The sequence below is a fragment of the Methylobacterium sp. genome, from assembly GCF_028290105.1.
GTDB lineage: Bacteria > Pseudomonadota > Alphaproteobacteria > Rhizobiales > Beijerinckiaceae > Methylobacterium.
This window is the reverse complement of sequence record NZ_JAQGKL010000070.1, coordinates 21,533-37,255: the sequence shown is the minus strand read 5'-3', so window position 1 is coordinate 37,255 and position 15,723 is coordinate 21,533. Positions and strand designations below refer to the sequence as shown.

Annotated in this window: 18 protein-coding genes; 13 read left to right on the top strand and 5 right to left on the bottom strand. The window is 68.1% G+C overall.

All coding sequences use genetic code 11. The features are described 5' to 3' along the window. A partial coding sequence (locus JWQ05_RS05450; RefSeq protein ID WP_299655676.1) for a Kdo hydroxylase family protein occupies nucleotides 1-779 on the top strand: 779 nt, incomplete at its 5' end. Between the two features lie 58 nt (nucleotides 780-837). After that, the gene (locus JWQ05_RS05445) at nucleotides 838-1,137 is read left to right on the top strand and encodes an antibiotic biosynthesis monooxygenase family protein (protein ID WP_299655673.1); all 300 of its coding nucleotides are present in this window, start codon (nucleotides 838-840) and stop codon (nucleotides 1,135-1,137) included. A gap of 4 nt (nucleotides 1,138-1,141) precedes the next feature. Here the strand turns inward: JWQ05_RS05445 and JWQ05_RS05440 are convergent, their stop codons facing one another. Beyond that, nucleotides 1,142-1,570 carry a hypothetical protein gene (locus JWQ05_RS05440; RefSeq protein WP_299655670.1) on the bottom strand — a complete coding sequence of 143 codons (429 nt, stop codon included), beginning with the start codon at nucleotides 1,568-1,570 and terminating at the stop codon, nucleotides 1,142-1,144. Nucleotides 1,571-1,714: 144 nt separating this feature from the next. Next, nucleotides 1,715-2,062 carry a hypothetical protein gene (locus tag JWQ05_RS05435; RefSeq protein WP_299655668.1) on the bottom strand — a complete coding sequence of 116 codons (348 nt, stop codon included), beginning with the start codon at nucleotides 2,060-2,062 and terminating at the stop codon, nucleotides 1,715-1,717. Nucleotides 2,063-2,306: 244 nt separating this feature from the next. Between JWQ05_RS05435 and hemC the strand changes: the two genes are divergently transcribed. Then, nucleotides 2,307-3,230, top strand: a complete 924-nt coding sequence (hemC, locus tag JWQ05_RS05430; RefSeq protein ID WP_299655665.1) for a hydroxymethylbilane synthase — start codon at nucleotides 2,307-2,309, stop codon at nucleotides 3,228-3,230. A 26-nt stretch (nucleotides 3,231-3,256) separates the two neighbouring features. Here hemC and JWQ05_RS05425 read toward each other — a convergent pair whose 3' ends face one another. Then, on the bottom strand, nucleotides 3,257-3,691 hold the full coding sequence (locus JWQ05_RS05425; RefSeq protein WP_299655662.1) for a response regulator: 435 nt from the start codon (nucleotides 3,689-3,691) through the stop codon (nucleotides 3,257-3,259). A 122-nt stretch (nucleotides 3,692-3,813) separates the two neighbouring features. Here JWQ05_RS05425 and JWQ05_RS05420 point away from each other — a divergent pair, with 122 nt between their 5' ends. The 6 genes from JWQ05_RS05420 to glmM all read left to right on the top strand — a co-directional run bounded on the left by JWQ05_RS05420 (nucleotide 3,814) and on the right by glmM (nucleotide 10,780). Continuing rightward, the gene (locus tag JWQ05_RS05420) at nucleotides 3,814-4,248 is read left to right on the top strand and encodes an Hpt domain-containing protein (RefSeq protein WP_299655659.1); all 435 of its coding nucleotides are present in this window, start codon (nucleotides 3,814-3,816) and stop codon (nucleotides 4,246-4,248) included. Between the two features lie 314 nt (nucleotides 4,249-4,562). Next, nucleotides 4,563-5,075 (top strand): peptidoglycan-associated lipoprotein Pal, encoded by a 513-nt coding sequence (pal, locus tag JWQ05_RS05415; RefSeq protein WP_299655656.1) that lies wholly within the window; start codon nucleotides 4,563-4,565, stop codon nucleotides 5,073-5,075. Nucleotides 5,076-5,171: 96 nt separating this feature from the next. Next, the gene (gene ybgF / locus JWQ05_RS05410; protein ID WP_299655653.1) at nucleotides 5,172-6,122 is read left to right on the top strand and encodes a tol-pal system protein YbgF; all 951 of its coding nucleotides are present in this window, start codon (nucleotides 5,172-5,174) and stop codon (nucleotides 6,120-6,122) included. After that, a complete protein-coding gene (gene tilS / locus JWQ05_RS05405) occupies nucleotides 6,110-7,123 on the top strand; it encodes a tRNA lysidine(34) synthetase TilS (protein WP_366944557.1) in 1,014 nt (337 codons plus the stop codon). Before ybgF ends, tilS begins: the two co-directional genes overlap by 13 nt. Nucleotides 7,124-7,274: 151 nt before the next feature. Next, the gene (gene ftsH, locus JWQ05_RS05400) at nucleotides 7,275-9,191 is read left to right on the top strand and encodes an ATP-dependent zinc metalloprotease FtsH (RefSeq protein ID WP_299655651.1); all 1,917 of its coding nucleotides are present in this window, start codon (nucleotides 7,275-7,277) and stop codon (nucleotides 9,189-9,191) included. A gap of 245 nt (nucleotides 9,192-9,436) precedes the next feature. Continuing rightward, nucleotides 9,437-10,780: a phosphoglucosamine mutase gene (gene glmM / locus JWQ05_RS05395; protein ID WP_299655649.1), complete on the top strand. Its 1,344-nt coding sequence runs from the start codon at nucleotides 9,437-9,439 to the stop codon at nucleotides 10,778-10,780. A 112-nt stretch (nucleotides 10,781-10,892) separates the two neighbouring features. Here glmM and JWQ05_RS05390 read toward each other — a convergent pair whose 3' ends face one another. Then, complete coding sequence (locus JWQ05_RS05390; protein WP_299655682.1) at nucleotides 10,893-11,219, bottom strand: MmcQ/YjbR family DNA-binding protein; 327 nt, start codon at nucleotides 11,217-11,219, stop codon at nucleotides 10,893-10,895. A gap of 231 nt (nucleotides 11,220-11,450) precedes the next feature. On the opposite strand from JWQ05_RS05390, the gene JWQ05_RS05385 reads away from it, so the two are divergent. The 4 genes from JWQ05_RS05385 to JWQ05_RS05370 all read left to right on the top strand — a co-directional run bounded on the left by JWQ05_RS05385 (nucleotide 11,451) and on the right by JWQ05_RS05370 (nucleotide 14,897). Next, a complete protein-coding gene (locus JWQ05_RS05385) occupies nucleotides 11,451-12,326 on the top strand; it encodes an outer membrane beta-barrel protein (protein ID WP_299655647.1) in 876 nt (291 codons plus the stop codon). A gap of 267 nt (nucleotides 12,327-12,593) precedes the next feature. Then, nucleotides 12,594-13,436 carry an outer membrane beta-barrel protein gene (locus JWQ05_RS05380; RefSeq protein ID WP_299655645.1) on the top strand — a complete coding sequence of 281 codons (843 nt, stop codon included), beginning with the start codon at nucleotides 12,594-12,596 and terminating at the stop codon, nucleotides 13,434-13,436. A 214-nt stretch (nucleotides 13,437-13,650) separates the two neighbouring features. Then, the gene (locus JWQ05_RS05375) at nucleotides 13,651-14,571 is read left to right on the top strand and encodes an outer membrane protein (RefSeq protein WP_299655643.1); all 921 of its coding nucleotides are present in this window, start codon (nucleotides 13,651-13,653) and stop codon (nucleotides 14,569-14,571) included. A gap of 77 nt (nucleotides 14,572-14,648) precedes the next feature. Continuing rightward, nucleotides 14,649-14,897, top strand: coding sequence for a hypothetical protein (locus JWQ05_RS05370; protein WP_299655641.1), 249 nt, complete (start codon nucleotides 14,649-14,651; stop codon nucleotides 14,895-14,897). 4 nt (nucleotides 14,898-14,901) lie between these two features. On the opposite strand, the gene JWQ05_RS05365 is transcribed toward JWQ05_RS05370, so the two are convergent. Beyond that, a complete protein-coding gene (locus tag JWQ05_RS05365) occupies nucleotides 14,902-15,450 on the bottom strand; it encodes an HNH endonuclease (protein WP_264046777.1) in 549 nt (182 codons plus the stop codon). Nucleotides 15,451-15,723 lie beyond the last annotated feature (273 nt).

Sequence of the window (15,723 nt, the reverse complement as noted above, 5' to 3'; positions counted from 1 at the left end):
TGATGTTCCCCGACCTCGACTTTCCGTTGAGCGCCTTCGATCAGCGCTTCGTCGAGCGGCCTTTCGCCGACGGAAAGGCCAAGAACGTCAACATCCGGGGTGCCTCCGCCGCCCTGAAGGGCGCGGCCGGCACGCCGGAGGAGCAAGAGGCCCTGCGCCAGGTGCTGATCCGCTACCGCGCCTTCGCCGAAGGCCTCATCGCCCGGCACCTGCCGACCTATGCGGGCAAGGTCTCGCTCGCCGGCACATCCTACCGGCCCTTCGACGTCGACAAGCGAAAGCTGAGCTGGCGGCGCGACGACACCCGGCTGCACGTCGACGCCTTCCCGTCGAACCCGATCGGCGAGAAGCGCATCCTGCGCATCTTCCGCAACATCAACCCGAACGGGCAGCCCCGCCACTGGCGGGTCGGCGAGGATTTCTCCGCGATGGCGCAGAAGTTCCTGCCGCGCCTGCCGGGCTACTCGCCGCTCTCGGCGCGTCTGCTGGCAGCCCTGAAGATCACCAAAGCGCGGCGCTCGGAATACGACCACCTGATGCTGCACCTGCACGACGCCCTGAAGCAGGACCTGGCCTACCAGGAGACCGCGCCGCAGGCCGACGTGCACTTCGCCCCCGGCCAAACCTGGGTGACCTTCTCGGACCTCGTCATGCACGGGGCCATGGGCGGCCAGTACATGCTCGAGCAGACGGCCTACCTCGCGGTGGCCGACCAGGCCCGACCCGAGCGCAGCCCGCAGCGCCTCCTCGCCCAGGCGCTCGGACGGCCGTTACGCTGAACGCCCGTTCGGCGCCGAACGCGCCTCAGCCCCGTCCAATCCAGCCCGAGACAGTCCCATGATCCTCGAAATCGCGCAGATCGACATCAAGCCCGGCATGGAGGCGGAATTCGAGGCCGGCATCGCCAAGGCCTCGGCGATCTTCAAGGCCGCCAAGGGCTGCCGTAGCTTCGCGGTGCGCCGCTCCATCGAGAAGCCGCAGCGCTACCGCCTCCACATCGAATGGGAGACCCTGGAGAACCACACCGTGGATTTCACCGGCTCCGAGGCCTGGAAGGAATACCGGGCCATGGTCTCGCCCTGCTTCGAGGCGCCGCCCAGCGTGGAACACACCGAACTCGCCCTGCAGGCCTTCTGAAGGCTCAGCGGCCGGAGCCGCGCACCAGCATCTTGATGCGGTCGTCGAGGCGCCGCAGGCGCTGCCCGATCTTGAGGATGCTGCAGCTCTGGAGGGTTTCGCCAGCGAAGAAACCGAAGCGGGCTTCCCGGTCGCGACAGTCCATCACCGGCGGCAAGGCGACGGCGAGCACGAGCGGTCCGCCGAGCAGAAGCAGGTTGAGGAGAAGCGAGGTCTTCCAGCCGATGCGGAAGTCCCAGGCCGGGGCCTCCACGTTGCTGGCGCGCCGCCAGGTGGAACTGCGCGCCCTGCGGAATTCCTGCATCGTGGCCGAGTCGAGTCGCGCCGCCAATGCCCGTTCCCGGGCCTGGCTCCTGGCCTCCTCCTCGCTCGAAGCGTCCTCCGCGCCGAGCCGTATGTCGCTTCCGGCGATCGCGGCCGATCCAGGTTTCATTCCGACCTCACGTCCTGAACTTTGCCCAACGCAGGGAGACTGGCACCTCCCGGGCATCGGCGCGGGGGTGCGGAATTCTCGGTTTGGCCGCCGACATCCTCGGCTTGATCGACGACATTCTGAGATTGATCGACGACTCGGACCCTATCGGATGCTGTTGGCGACCATGCGAAGGTTGCCCTCGAGGGAGAGGACCCGAGAGCCGAGATCACGCCGGGCACAGGCCGTGCTGCGGACGACACCCGGTATCCAGGAGCCCTGTGGCGCACTCTGGCAATCCATCAGCAGCGTCGCGCCGAGCAGGATCGCCATCGGGCCGAGCATCAGCGTCAGCTTGAAGAGACGAAAAACACCGAAGCCGCGGCGCCGGGGCGGTGGCTCGCCACGCCCGCGTTGAGACCGCGTCGGCGCCGGCTCGTCCGGTTCGTCCTCCGGCATTTCCGGAGCGCCGAACTGGTCGCGATAATAGGTTTCGAGCTTACTGCGCTTCATCGGCCGGACGTCCGAGGATCCTCGATCGGGGATCAACCTGTGTCACGAAATCTCGATGATGTGTGACAAGGCCGGCCTAACGCTGCGCTCTCTGAGTGCAACAAGTTGGAAGAGTGGTTTCAGACATCTTAACGCCGGTCCGGCCGTTTTGACGGACACTCGTGACACGCCCCGGTGACAGCGCTGCCCGGACTGCGTACCTAGAGCCGACGTCCTTGATCCTACCCTTGAGCGATCCGCGCCCATGATCCAACGCCCTCTTCGCATCGGTACGCGCGGCAGCCCGATGGCCCTGGCCCAGACGGGCATGGTTCGCGACCAGATCGTCGCCGCAAATCCGGGGCTCCAGACCGAGATCGTGGTGGTCAACACGGTGGCCGACCGCATCCTCGACCGGCCCCTCTCGGAGATCGGCGGCAAGGGCCTGTTCACCAAGGAACTGGAACAGGCGCTCTACGCCGAATCCGTCGACGTCGCGGTCCACTCGATGAAGGATGTCGAGACCTGGCTTCCGGACGGGCTCGTCATCGCCTGCATCCTCGAGCGGGACGACCCGCGCGACGCCTTCCTGTCCCACAAAGCCAGCGGATTCGGCGAGCTCGCAGCTGGCGCGCGGGTGGGCACCTCGTCCCTGCGCCGGGCCGCGCAAGTCCTGATGCGCCGGCCCGACCTGCGTATCGTGCCCCTGCGCGGAAACGCCAACACCCGGATGCGCAAGCTGGAGGAGGGCACCTGCGACGCCACCCTGCTGGCGCTGTGCGGCCTGGAACGGCTCGGCATGGCCGACATGGCTCGCAGCGTCCTCTCCGTCGACGAGATGCTGCCGGCGGTGGCCCAGGGGGCGCTCGGCATCGAGTGCCGCGAGGCCGACACGGACGTGCGCGCCCTGCTCGCCCCCCTGGTCTCGGCGCGTGCGACGGCCGAACTCGCCGCCGAGCGCGGCCTGCTCGCGGAACTCGACGGCTCCTGCCGCACCCCGATCGCGGCGCTGGCCCGGATCACGGGGGACCGGCTCGACCTCGACGGCCTGCTGTTCCTCCCCGATGGCAGCGCCCATTGGGCTGTACGGCGCGAAGGCCTGGTGACGGATGCGGCGCGGATCGGGCAGGAGGCCGGCGCCGAACTCAAGCGGCTGGCGGGCGATACCTACGCCCGGCACCTTCAGTAACGGCGGATCCTCCCCGCCGCCCGGATTCATCCGGTGGCGTGAAGCGCCCGAGGCGGGAGTGTCCGAGGGACCTGTGTCTCCGACGGCGAGCGCATCAGCGCGCCGGCCAGATCGACCACGTCCTGGATGCGAAACGGCTTGCTGAGGAAGATGCTGCCCGATACGGCGCGCCGGTCGCTGCATCCCCCCGTCGAGGTGTAGATCACCGGCAGATCCGGATTGAGCGTGCGAAAGGCCTCCGCGACGGACCAGCCGTCGATCAGCCCCGGCAGGTTGATGTCGGTGATCAGCAGCGCGAGATCGCTACGGCGCGGCTCCGATCCCGCCTGCCGGATCGCCGACACCGCCGCCTCGCCGCTGGAGACCGCCATCACGCCGATCCCCTGCCGCTCGCACAGGCCCGTGAGCATGTCGAGAAGCAGGTAATTGTCTTCGACGATGAGGATTTGACGCTGTCGCATCGCTCGCACCAACTCTTTGCACGGCCGAATTAGTCCGATATTCGTTAAACACCAATCAACGGATGCAGTCTTTCCGTTACTCTGCGCGCCTGGATGCGCGCCACACATCTCTGGACCATGCCATGCCGAGTCTTCCGCCTGTACAGATGCCGCGGCCGGAAGAAAATAATTGCGCCGCTTTGGATTTTCCGCTGAATATTGCAGCATTCGAGGACGTGGGTCCGAGTGCTCGTGAGCGGGTTTACGATCCGCAGGCCCTCCGGGAACTGCAGGAGATTTTCGGCCGGCCCAAGCTGATGGACCTACTCGGACGCCTGAAGGTCGAAATCGCGCAGCGTTTGCACGCCCCCGCCACGGAACGCGCCGCTCTGGGCCAGGACGCCCACACCCTGCTGTCGGTGAGCGGCTCCCTCGGCTTCGTCGATCTCTCCCGGCGCTGCATGGAGATGGAGCAGGCCTTCCTGCTCGGCGCCGACCTCGCCACCCCCCTGGACGCCGCCCGCCTGGCAGCGGTGCAGGCCATCGCCGCCATCGACGCCCTGGAGGCCGGCGCCTGACGACCCGCGTCACGCACGGGATCCACGCCTGTTGCGGCCCGGCCACAGCTTGGCTGCAATCGACCCCGCGCCTCGGTTCGACGCGCGGCTGCCGCAATCCGGGCCGAGGGGACATGCCTGAACGGACGGCGCCGGATCGGACCTCTCCGGAGACTTGGTTCGGTCGCCGATAACGCTCCGTCAAGGTTGATGGAACCTTCGCTTAACCGAGTCCCACTAAGACCCGAGGTCGACGGGGCCCCGTGGGGGCCGCGCGCGGCGACGCCAGCGGCTTTCGCAAGGGCCCGTGGGTCTGCCCGAGGAGAAACAGGATCATGTCCATGATTGCGCGCTTCCGCGTGTTTCCGCTGGCGGCCGCCCTCTGCGCCGCCCTCAGCGTCGCCGCCTGCACCAACGACAAGGATCTGGCCGACGCCTCCGGGTTCGGCGGCGGCCTGAACGGCGGAGCCAACACACCAGGCAGCGCCCAGGACTTCGTGGTGAACATCGGCGACCGCGTGTTCTTCGAGTCGGATTCCACCGACCTGACGTCCACCGCCACCGCAACCCTCGACAAGCAGGCGAACTGGCTCCAGCGCTATCCGCGCTACACTTTCCTGATCGAGGGGCATGCCGACGAGCGCGGCACCCGCGAGTACAACTTCTCCCTCGGCGAGCGCCGGGCCCAGTCCGTGAAGGACTACCTCGCCTCGCGTGGGATCGCGGGCGGGCGGATCCGCACCGTCTCCTACGGCAAGGAGCGTCCGGTGGCGGTCTGCAACGACATCTCGTGCTGGTCGCAGAACCGCCGCGCGGTCACGGTCCTCGATCGCAGCGCCGGCTCCTGAGGGGTCTCCGATCGAATCCGGGCCCGACTTTTGCCGTGGAGGGGCGCCCCTGTTATCCAGCGCCCTTCCGCCAACCGATCACCGGTGACGAACGCCATGCTCCGCCGCCTTCTCCTCGCAACCTGCGCGTCCGCAGCCTGCCTCGTCGCCCCGGCGATGGCGCAGGACGCCTCTGAGTTCGTCGTCCGGCTGAACCGGCTCGAGAACCAGTCCCGCCAGACCGCCGGGCAGATCGAGACGCTGCAGCACGAGAACCGGCAGCTGAAGGAACAGCTGCGCAAGTTCCAAGAGGACGTCGAGTTCCGCCTGCAGGAAGCCAAGGGCGGCCGCCCGGGCGCGCCGTCGGGCCCCACCAATCCCTCCGGCACCAATCCTGGAGCGAAGCCGCAGAAGCGCAGCGACGCCTTCGATGCCGAGCAGAGTCCCGGTCGCCCGGGCGCGCCGATGCAGCTCGGCACCACCACGCCGTCGTCGGTCGCCGAGGCGCCCCGAGCGCGCAGCGTGCCGCCCACCGTTGTCGAGGCCGACGAAGAGGAGCCGGGCCTGACCCCGCCGGGCCTCGGCGGGCCGGTCGACCTCTCGCCGCCCACCCGCGTGCCGACCACGGGCGCCCTGGCGGCCCCCTCCCGGCCGCCGAGCGTCGCCTCCACCGGATCGGGCGACGCGCGGGCCGATTACGAGGCGGCCTACGCCTACATCCTCCAGCGCCAGTACGAGCAGGCCGAGATGGGCCTGCGCCAATTCATCCAGTCGCATCCGCGCGACACCCTGGTGCCGTCGGCGACCTACTGGCTTGGCGAGAGCTACCTGCAGCGCAACCGCAACCGCGAGGCGGCCGAGCAGTTCCTGAAGGTCTCCACCGACTACGCCCGCTCGGCCCAGGCCCCCGACGCCATGCTGAAACTCGGCGCCTCGCTCAACGCGCTCGGCGCCCGCGAGCAGGCCTGCGCGACGCTGGCCGAACTCGAGCGCAAGTTCCCCTCCGCCAGCGCCAGCGTGCGCCAGGGCGTGACGCGCGAGCAGAAGCGCGCGCGCTGCAGCGCCTGAACCCGGCCGATATCGCCATCGAGGGGGCTCTCCGGCCGTACCTCACGGGCACGGTCCTCCTCGCCGTCTCCGGCGGCCCCGATTCGACGGCCCTGCTGGCGGCCGCCGCCGAAATCCGCGCGCCTTGCGCGGTCCATGTGGCGACCGTCGACCACGGCCTGAGACCGGAATCCGCCGAGGAAGCGCGCGCGGTCGCCGCCTTGAGCGCCCACTTCGGTTTCCCGCACCGGACCCTCCTGTGGACCGGGACAAAGCCCGCGCGCGGCATCCCGGCGGCGGCCCGGGCGGCGCGCTACGCGCTTCTCACGGCCCACGCCTCCGCGATCGGCGCCGGAATCCTGCTCACCGGCCACACCCGCGACGACCAGGCCGAGACGGTGCTGCTGCGGCTCCTAGCGGGGAGCGGCCCGGCGGGGCTCGCCGGCATGCGGGCCGAGCGCGCACTGCCCGGCGGCCTTTGCCTCGCCCGACCCTTCCTGACGATCCCGAAGGCCGATCTCGTCGCCTATTGCGAGGCGCATGGACTCGCCTTCGCGCGCGACCCGTCCAATCACGACGATCGCTTCGCGCGGCCCCGCCTGCGCCGCCTGATGCCGATGCTGACGGGGGAGGGGCTCACCGCCGCGCGGCTGTGCCGGCTCGCCGAACGCTGTGCCCGCGACGGCGCGGCCCTGGACAGCGCCGCCGCCATCGCCTTCGCGGCGGCCCTCAGGGGTTCCCCGGAGGACCGCATCCACCTCGACGGCGCAGCGCTGCGGACTCTGCCCGACGCGATCGTGCTCCGGGTCGTCGGCCTCGGGCTGGAGCGGGTGAGCGCGGATGGGCCCGAGCGCCTCGCGCGCCTGGAGCGCCTCGTCCTGGAAGCGGTCCTGCCGGCCCTGCGGGCGGGCACGCCCCTGCGTCGAACGCTGCGCGCGATCCTGGTCGCGGTGACGCCCGCGGGTGACCTCGTCCTGTCTCCCGCGCCACCGCGCCGGGAGAGGGGCCTCGGACCCGCATAAGGGACGGCGCGGCCTTGCCGCAGGCGGCCGGACGGGACGGCCCGCGCATCGACTTGGCAAGGGGGGGCACGCTGCCTACATTGACTGGGAGCGTCAGGATCGACCCGCCCCATTTCGCGCGGCGGGCCCCGGCGCCTCCAGGGATTGATCGATGAACCCGAATTTCCGCAACTTCGCCTTGTGGGTCGTCATCTTCCTGCTCGTGCTCGCCCTCGTGACCCTGTTCCAGAACCCGGGTCATCGTGGTGGCGGCTCCGAGATCGCCTACAGCCAGCTTCTGAACGATGCCGATTCCGGCAAGATCCAGACGGTTGTGATCTCCGGGCAGGACGTCAGCGGCACCTATGTCGGCGGCGGCAACTTTACCTCCTACGCCCCCAACGACCCGAGCCTCGTGTCGAAGCTCCAGGGCAAGGGCGTGCAGATCACCGCGCGTCCGCCCTCGGACAACACGCCGTGGTTCATCCAGTTGCTCGTGAGCTGGCTGCCCATCCTGGTCTTCATCGGCGCCTGGATCTTCCTGTCGCGCCAGATGCAGTCGGGCGCGGGCCGCGCCATGGGCTTTGGCAAGTCGAAGGCCAAGCTCCTCACCGAGGCCTCTGGCCGCGTGAGCTTCGACGATGTCGCCGGTGTCGAGGAAGCCAAGGAGGACCTGCAGGAGATCGTCGAGTTCCTGCGCGATCCCCAGAAGTTCCAGCGCTTGGGTGGCCGCATCCCGCGCGGCGTGCTCCTCGTCGGCCCCCCCGGCACGGGTAAAACCCTGATCGCCCGGGCGGTCGCGGGCGAGGCCAACGTGCCGTTCTTCACCATCTCGGGCTCCGACTTCGTCGAGATGTTCGTCGGCGTCGGCGCCAGTCGCGTGCGCGACATGTTCGAGCAGGCCAAGAAGAACGCGCCCTGCATCATCTTCATCGACGAGATCGACGCGGTCGGCCGTCATCGCGGCGCGGGCCTCGGCGGCGGCAACGACGAGCGCGAGCAGACCCTGAATCAGCTCCTCGTGGAGATGGACGGGTTCGAGGCGAATGAGGGCGTGATCATCATCGCGGCCACCAACCGCCCCGACGTGCTCGACCCCGCCCTGCTGCGTCCGGGCCGTTTCGATCGCCAGATCATGGTGCCGAATCCCGACGTCGTCGGCCGCGAGCGCATCCTGCGCGTCCACGTCCGCAAGGTGCCCCTGGCGCCCGACGTCGACCTGAAGGTCATCGCGCGCGGCACACCGGGCTTCTCCGGCGCCGACCTCATGAACCTCGTCAACGAATCCGCCCTGCTGGCGGCCCGCCGCGGCAAGCGCATCGTCACGATGCACGAGTTCGAGGACGCCAAGGACAAGGTGATGATGGGTGCCGAGCGGCGCACCTTGGTCATGACCGAGGACGAGAAGCGGCTCACCGCCTATCACGAGGGCGGCCACGCCATCGTCGCCTTCAACGTGCCGGCCACCGATCCCGTCCACAAGGCGACGATCATCCCGCGCGGCCGGGCGCTCGGCATGGTTATGCAGCTGCCCGAGCGCGACAAGCTCTCGATGAGCTTCGAGCAGATGACCTCGCGTCTCGCCATCATGATGGGTGGCCGCATCGCCGAGGAAATGACCTTCGGCGCCGACAAGGTCACTTCGGGCGCCCAGTCCGATATCGAGCAGGCTACCCGTCTGGCCCGCATGATGGTGACGCGCTGGGGCTTTTCGCCCGAACTCGGCACCGTCGCCTACGGCGAGAACAACGACGAGGTGTTCCTCGGCATGTCCATGGGCCGCCAGCAGACGGTCTCGGAGGCCACCGCACAGAAGATCGACGCGGAGGTCCGCCGCCTCGTGGAAACCGGTCTCGAAGAGGCCCGCCGCATCCTCGGCGAGCACAAGGACGATCTCGAGGCGCTGGCGCAGGGCCTCCTCGAATACGAGACCCTGTCAGGCGACGAGATCAAGAACCTGATCGCCGGCCGGCCGCCGATCCGGGACTCGGGCGACGGTCCGACGACCCTGCGCGGTTCGTCGGTTCCCTCCGCCGGTCGTGGCCGTCCCCGCGGCAGCGACGGCCTGGAGCCGCAGCCGCAGGCCTGATCGGGCTTCCATCCCACCCAACCTCGACGTCGCGAGCCCGCCACTGGCGGGCTCGTTCGTATCAAGGCTCCGGTAACGCTACGACGCGAACACCCGTCAATCGCGCGGGTTTGCGCAACCGGATCTTCAGACCGGGGAGCGACGCTTAATCCCGAAGCATCATCCTCGATGATGCGGTTGAGGATTGCGTCTCGGGACGGACTCAGCTCCCCTGCATCGAGACCAGAAGACGGGACGCCAAGACGATGTCGCGCAAGTATTTCGGCACGGACGGCATTCGAGGTCGGGCCAACGGCGTCATCACGCCGGAACTCGCTCTCAAGGTCGGCCAAGCGGCCGGCTTGGTGTTTCAGCGCGGCGATTACCGTCACCGGGTGGTGATCGGCAAGGATACGCGGCTCTCCGGCTACATGATCGAGACGGCGCTGATCGCCGGCTTCACCTCCGTGGGCATGGACGTGCTGCAATTGGGCCCGATGCCCACGCCGGCGGTCGCCATGCTGACGCGGTCCATGCGCGCCGATATCGGCGTGATGATCTCGGCCTCGCACAACCCGTTCGAGGATAACGGCATCAAGCTGTTCGGCCCCGACGGCTTCAAGCTCAGCGACGAGGTCGAGCGCGAGATCGAGTCGCTGATCGACGGCGAGTTGCACAAGCGCCTTGCGGGCTCCCGCGATCTCGGCCGCGCCAAGCGCATTGAGAGCGTGCATGCCCGCTACATCGAGTTCGCCAAGCGCTCGCTGCCGCGCAACGTCACCCTGGACGGCCTGCGCATCGTGGTGGATTGCGCCAACGGCGCGGCCTATCGCGTGGCGCCCGAGACCCTGTGGGAACTCGGCGCGGAGGTCATCGCCATCGGCGTCGAGCCCGATGGCTTCAACATCAACCGGGATGTCGGTTCGACCGCGCCGGCGGCGCTGGCCGCCAAGGTCCGGGAGCTGCGCGCCGATATCGGCATCGCCCTCGACGGCGACGCCGACCGCGTCCTCATCGTCGACGAAAAGGGCCAATCGGTCGACGGCGACCAGCTCATGGCGGTGATCGCCCGCTCCTGGAAGGAGGACGATCGCCTGACCCAGCCGGGGCTTGTCGCCACCATCATGTCCAACCTCGGCCTGGAACGCTATCTCGGCGGCATCGGGCTCAGCCTTGCCCGCACGGCGGTGGGCGACCGCTACGTGCTGGAGCACATGCGCGAGCACGGCTACAACCTCGGCGGTGAGCAATCCGGCCACATCATCATGTCGGACTACGCCACCACCGGGGACGGACTGGTGGCCGCCCTACAGCTCCTCAGCGTGGTCAAGCGCCAGGAGCGCCCCGTGAGCGCGGTCTGCCACTGCTTCGAGCCGCTGCCGCAGATCCTTAAGAACGTGCGCTACCGTTCCGGCGAGCCGCTACGCGCCGACGCGGTGGTTACCGCTATCGCTCAGGCGCGCGAGCGCCTCGGAAATTCCGGGCGCCTTGTCATTCGCCCGTCGGGCACCGAGACGGTGATCCGCGTCATGGCCGAGGGCGACGATCGCAGCCTCGTTACGCAGGTGGTGGACGAGGTGGTGGATGCGGTGACCCGGGCCGCCGCCTGACGCGACCGATACGAACGCCGTCTGCGAACTCCGCAATGCGGGGTGCGGCTTCGCTTGATCGCCGGGTGGGCCCGGCGGATCCGGGCTCCGCTCCAATCGATCGGAGTGCGGATCAGATCTGGTCGTAGGCCGCCGAGACCACGCCGCGCCAAGCGGCGTGGAGGGCTGCCGTCAAGGTCTCCTCCTCGGTCTCCCACAGGTCGAGGCTGGTCCAGCCGCGCCGGCCCCAGGCGCCGTCCACCGCCGCGAACCGGTCCGGTTCGGCCTCGATCCACGCGGCCTGTTCCACCGGCTTCAGCCGCAGAACGACGCGCTCCTCGTCGACCCAGAGCGTCGCGAAGATCCGCCCGCCGACGCGAAAATCCGGGTGTCCGCTATGGGCTCCCTCGGTGACTTCGGGCAGGGCGGCGGCGAGGCGTCGGACATCGTCGGGCTTCATCGCCGGCATGCTAGGCGTATCGACCCGCCGATGCACCCGGACCTGCGGCCGCAACCGATGCGCGCGGATGCAAGCAACAGCCTGTCGCATGAAGACGAGGCCGGCTCGTCAACCCTTCGGCAAGGATAAGATTTAACGTTAAACCGAGCTTAACCCTTATCGGCGATGTTGCCCTTCGTCATCCCGCCGGCGTTTCAGGCTTCCGGCACACGGTCGATTGAAGGATTCCCGATGCGCCGCTCCAAGCTTTCCGCCTTGGCGCGCTCGATCACGCTCTTTGCGAGCGTGGCAGCGCCCTGCCTCGCCCAAGCGGCGGACCTCCTGCCTCCGCTGCCCCCCGAGCCGCTGCCTCCGCCGGTCGAGATCGGCGGCGGCTGGTACCTGCGCGGCGATATCGGTGTCGGGGCCGCGAGCTACGACAAGGTCGTCACCACGCTGAAGAGCGGGTCGTTGCCGTCGAGCTACGAGATAAACCAGAAGAACATGGGCGACCAGTTCTTCGCTGGTGGCGGTGTTGGCTATCAGTTCAACAACTTCCTGCGCGGTGACATCACGGGTGAGTACCGTGGAGGAAGCCGCTTCTCCTTCGTCGAGAAGTTCGACCTTCCGTATCCCAACGGAGTTCCGGCCAAGGGCATCGACTACGACCAGGGCAACCTGTCGTCCGTCGTCACCATGGCGAACGGATACATCGATCTCGGCACTTGGTATGGTGTGACGCCCTTCATCGGCGGCGGCATCGGCGCAGCCTTTCACTCTGTCAGCGGCTTCAACGACACCGGTGCAGGGTCTGCCGCCGGAGGCTTCGGGATCGCCCCGACGAAACACACCACCAGCCTCGCCTGGGCCGGCATGGCCGGCATCGGTTACAACGTGACGCCGAACCTCAAGCTCGAGATTGGCTACCGCTACCTCGACCTCGGCCATGCCGGTACCGGCGTGGTGACGTGCTTCAATAGCTCGGATTGCAGCGGCGCGTCGTACAAGCTGAAGGACATTACCTCCCACGACGTCCGCATCGGCATGCGCTGGCTGCTCGGCGGTGTCGCCGCCCCGATCATCGCCGAGTACCACCCCGAGCCGGGTCCGCTGGTGCGCAAGTACTGATCCGAGGCAACTCGGATCGCCGGTTCGAGGACGAAGTTCAGCAGAGCGGGGCGCGGATCGATATCCGCGCCCCGTTTTCGTTTTGACGACCCGGTGCCCCGTTGGTTTCCCGCGCCATCGAAACACCGATGATCACGAAACCGGGCATCACGAAGCGTTAGGGTTAAGCCCTCTCTAAGCTTTCGCAGGCATGATCGCACGATGGGTTCCGCGCTGTGCGCAAGCAACGCGCGAGGTACCATTTGTGATCTTGCGTATGAGGACGTCATGGACGCTTCGAGAGCCCGCACCATTACGATCTTCGCCTGCCTGCTGGCGGCTCAAAACCTCGGCGGGACTGCGCGGGCCGCCGATCTCCTCCCGCCGCCTCCGCCGGCAGCACCTGTCACCATCGGGGAGGGCTGGTACCTGCGGGTGGATGCCACCGTGAGCGATTATGCGCGCCCCCATGATGCGAGCAATCCGCCGCCCGGATCGCCGCCGCTGGTGCGCATGAACCTCGAGACCGTGCCGGGCTACGGCGGCGGTGTCGGCTACCGCGTCAACAACTGGCTGCGCGTCGACGCGACCGTCGACCAACGCGTCGGGGCCCGCTACAGCGCCTATTCCTCGGGCTCCGGGTTCCGCACCGGCTACAACGTCGAGGCGGGCGACCTCGACGTGCTCACCGGGCTCCTCACGGCTTATGCGGATCTCGGGACCTGGTGGGGCCTGACGCCCTATCTCGGCGCAGGCATCGGCTTTGCCGACAAGGGCTTTGCCAAGGCCTACACGCAGACGACCTGCACCGTCGCGTTCTGCGACGGCAATGCGGGCACCGGCCTCCGCGATGCCGTGAAGCGTCCGAGCCATGCGCTCACCTCCATGGCCTGGGCGCTGACCGGGGGCGTATCGTACGATGTCGGCCATGGCCTCAGCATCGATACGAGCTACCGCTACGTCGATCTCGGCCGTGCCCGGACGGGTGTGGACGCCTACGGCTTCGAGTCCCGCCTGAAGGACCTCGCCTCACACGAGGTTCGCGTCGGCCTGCGCTACAGCTTCGCGGGCGGGCCCGGCCCCCTGGCGGACCTGTCGTTCCCGGCCTGGAACCGCAATCCCTACGAGTAGGTCCCCCGCCGGACCGGACCGTGCACCCGGGCGCCGCGACGCGTCCCGGGTTTTTCGCGTATGGCCTCCACGCGGGTTCGGCTCGGCCGGCGCGAAGGGCCTCCGGGACAATGCATTCAGGGCAAGCGCAACGGTCCGTTAAGGTTACTCAAGTAGAACCTAACTACAGGCTCAGCACTCTGACCGTCGGGCTCACGCCCTGAGGACGACATCGATGCGTACCGTAACCCTCGCACTCCTGGCCGGATTCACCCTGGGCGCCATCGCCCCCGTACAGGCCGCCGACCTCGACTACGGCGTCCTGCGCGGCCCCGATTACGAGCCGGAAGTGCCGGTCATCGACTGGAACGGCATCTATTTCGGTGGACACGGCGGGTACACCTCGGCTTCCGCAGGCTTCAAGAACGCCTACAAGCCCCTTCTCTCGGACGCGTTCCGGCTCTCAATAGCAGAGTCGGAACTGAACGCTTCCAGCCTGCTCGCGTCGCGGGGCGGCAGCGCGGAAGGTGCGAGCTACGGAGCTTACGTCGGCTACAACTATCAGTTCGAGGACACCGTCGTCGGTATCGAGGCGGATTATACCCGCTTCGACCAGACGATGTCGACGCGAGACAGTATTGCCCGCTTCAGGACCGATTCACTCGGCTACCTACATACCGTTTCGCTGGATGGAATGGCGAGCGCACGCGTGGAGGATTACGGAACGATCCGCGCACGCGGTGGCTACGTCATGGGCAACTTCATGCCCTACCTGACCGGCGGTCTGGCGATCGGCCGGGTGCAATCGGATCAGACGGTGGCGATCCGGGATTACGGGTACGATGTGGCCGCCTATCGGTCGAACCAGGCGCTCACGACGGGCAACCCCATCGCGGTCAAGAACTTCGGATACACCGCCAACGGCTTCGATCCGAACATTCCCGAAGCCGGCAGGCCGGCGACCAATACGGTGCGCAGCACCAAGACGAAGACGATGGGTGGGTTCACGCTCGGCGGCGGCCTCGAATTCGCCGTCACCCAGAACATTCTGCTGCGCGGCGAATATCAGTACGTGATGCTCAACGACTTCCAGCAGAGCGCAGGCAACCGAATCTCGATCAGCACTGTACGGGCGGGCGCGGCCGTCAAATTCTGAGCGCGCCGTTAAGCTCTCACTCGCACCTGACCGGTTACACTGCCGTTCGCGGCGAGCGAGCCGCCCGGAGTCCGCACATGCGTCGCCTCGTTCTCCTCGGCAGCGCCGTCACCCTGGCCGCCTGCGCGCTGCCGGCACAGGCCGGTGGCCAGCCTGGCCCCTATGGCCGCGGGGCGCGCCTTCCGCCCGAGATCGCCTATCGCGACCCGACCTATCTCCCGCCGCCCCGGTTCCGGCAGATGGTGGCGGTGCCCGTCGTCGTCGCGCCGCGCAACCTGGCCCTGCCGCTCTACAACGAGCCGCCACCGCGCTTTCTGGTGCCCTGACGCCTCAATTCTCCAGCTCGGTGTCCCAGTAGAGGTAGTCGAGCCAGGTGTGGTGGTATTCCCGGTGGTCGAATTCCGGCTGGCGGCGGTGCAGTTCGTGCCGCGTCGGCCGGTGCGGCTCGTGCAGGAGCGGCATATCGGCCTCGGCCGGAGTGCGGTTGGCCTTGCGCAGGTTGCAGGGCGAGCAAGCCGCGACGACGTTCTCCCAGCTCGACTGACCGCCGCGCGAGCGCGGCACCACGTGGTCGAACGTGAGGCCGCCCGAGGGCAGGCGCAGGCCGCAATACTGGCAGGAGAAGGTGTCGCGCAGGTAGATGTTGTAGCGCGTGAAGGCGGGGCTGCGGGCCAGCGTCACGTAGCTCTTCAGGGCGACCACGCTCGGCACACGCAAGGACCGGGACGGCGAGCGCGCCTCGACGTCGTAGCTGGCCACGAGGGTGACGCGGTCGAGGAACAGCGCGGTGAAGGCGTCCTTCCAGGACCAGAGCGAGAGCGGATTGTACGAGAGCGGTCGGTAATCCGCATTCAGGACGAGCGTTTGGAGATCCAGCATCGGCGCTACCCTCTCGACGGGTCGACGTGGGGACAACGCGCAGGGGGCGGCCGACGCTTCGTCCCAGGTTGGTGAAAGATCAGAAATCTTCGCATCCCGGGCCGCCGGCCCGCGCAGCGGGGATGCCGGGGCACCCGGATCGGGGGACCACGCCGGCTGAGCTCGCGCGCGGCGGATGCGGGGATTGGCCAAACGCCGTCGCATCGGGCGAAGACGCCCGGTTGGTGGCGACGCTCATCGGCGCGGAGGGCCGTCGCCACCTCTTCGCACGGG

Bases quoted from the DNA above. Each gene is read 5' to 3' on its own strand.
- JWQ05_RS05445 (WP_299655673.1), top strand. From the start codon at position 838: ATGATCCTCGAAATCGCGCAGATCGACATCAAGCCCGGCATGGAGGCG.
- JWQ05_RS05440 (WP_299655670.1), bottom strand. From the start codon at position 1,570: ATGAAACCTGGATCGGCCGCGATCGCCGGAAGCGACATACGGCTCGGC.
- JWQ05_RS05435 (WP_299655668.1), bottom strand. From the start codon at position 2,062: ATGAAGCGCAGTAAGCTCGAAACCTATTATCGCGACCAGTTCGGCGCT.
- hemC (WP_299655665.1), top strand. From the start codon at position 2,307: ATGATCCAACGCCCTCTTCGCATCGGTACGCGCGGCAGCCCGATGGCC.
- JWQ05_RS05425 (WP_299655662.1), bottom strand. From the start codon at position 3,691: ATGCGACAGCGTCAAATCCTCATCGTCGAAGACAATTACCTGCTTCTC.
- JWQ05_RS05420 (WP_299655659.1), top strand. From the start codon at position 3,814: ATGCCGAGTCTTCCGCCTGTACAGATGCCGCGGCCGGAAGAAAATAAT.
- pal (WP_299655656.1), top strand. From the start codon at position 4,563: ATGTCCATGATTGCGCGCTTCCGCGTGTTTCCGCTGGCGGCCGCCCTC.
- ybgF (WP_299655653.1), top strand. From the start codon at position 5,172: ATGCTCCGCCGCCTTCTCCTCGCAACCTGCGCGTCCGCAGCCTGCCTC.
- ftsH (WP_299655651.1), top strand. From the start codon at position 7,275: ATGAACCCGAATTTCCGCAACTTCGCCTTGTGGGTCGTCATCTTCCTG.
- glmM (WP_299655649.1), top strand. From the start codon at position 9,437: ATGTCGCGCAAGTATTTCGGCACGGACGGCATTCGAGGTCGGGCCAAC.
- JWQ05_RS05390 (WP_299655682.1), bottom strand. From the start codon at position 11,219: ATGAAGCCCGACGATGTCCGACGCCTCGCCGCCGCCCTGCCCGAAGTC.
- JWQ05_RS05385 (WP_299655647.1), top strand. From the start codon at position 11,451: ATGCGCCGCTCCAAGCTTTCCGCCTTGGCGCGCTCGATCACGCTCTTT.
- JWQ05_RS05380 (WP_299655645.1), top strand. From the start codon at position 12,594: ATGGACGCTTCGAGAGCCCGCACCATTACGATCTTCGCCTGCCTGCTG.
- JWQ05_RS05375 (WP_299655643.1), top strand. From the start codon at position 13,651: ATGCGTACCGTAACCCTCGCACTCCTGGCCGGATTCACCCTGGGCGCC.
- JWQ05_RS05370 (WP_299655641.1), top strand. From the start codon at position 14,649: ATGCGTCGCCTCGTTCTCCTCGGCAGCGCCGTCACCCTGGCCGCCTGC.
- JWQ05_RS05365 (WP_264046777.1), bottom strand. From the start codon at position 15,450: ATGCTGGATCTCCAAACGCTCGTCCTGAATGCGGATTACCGACCGCTC.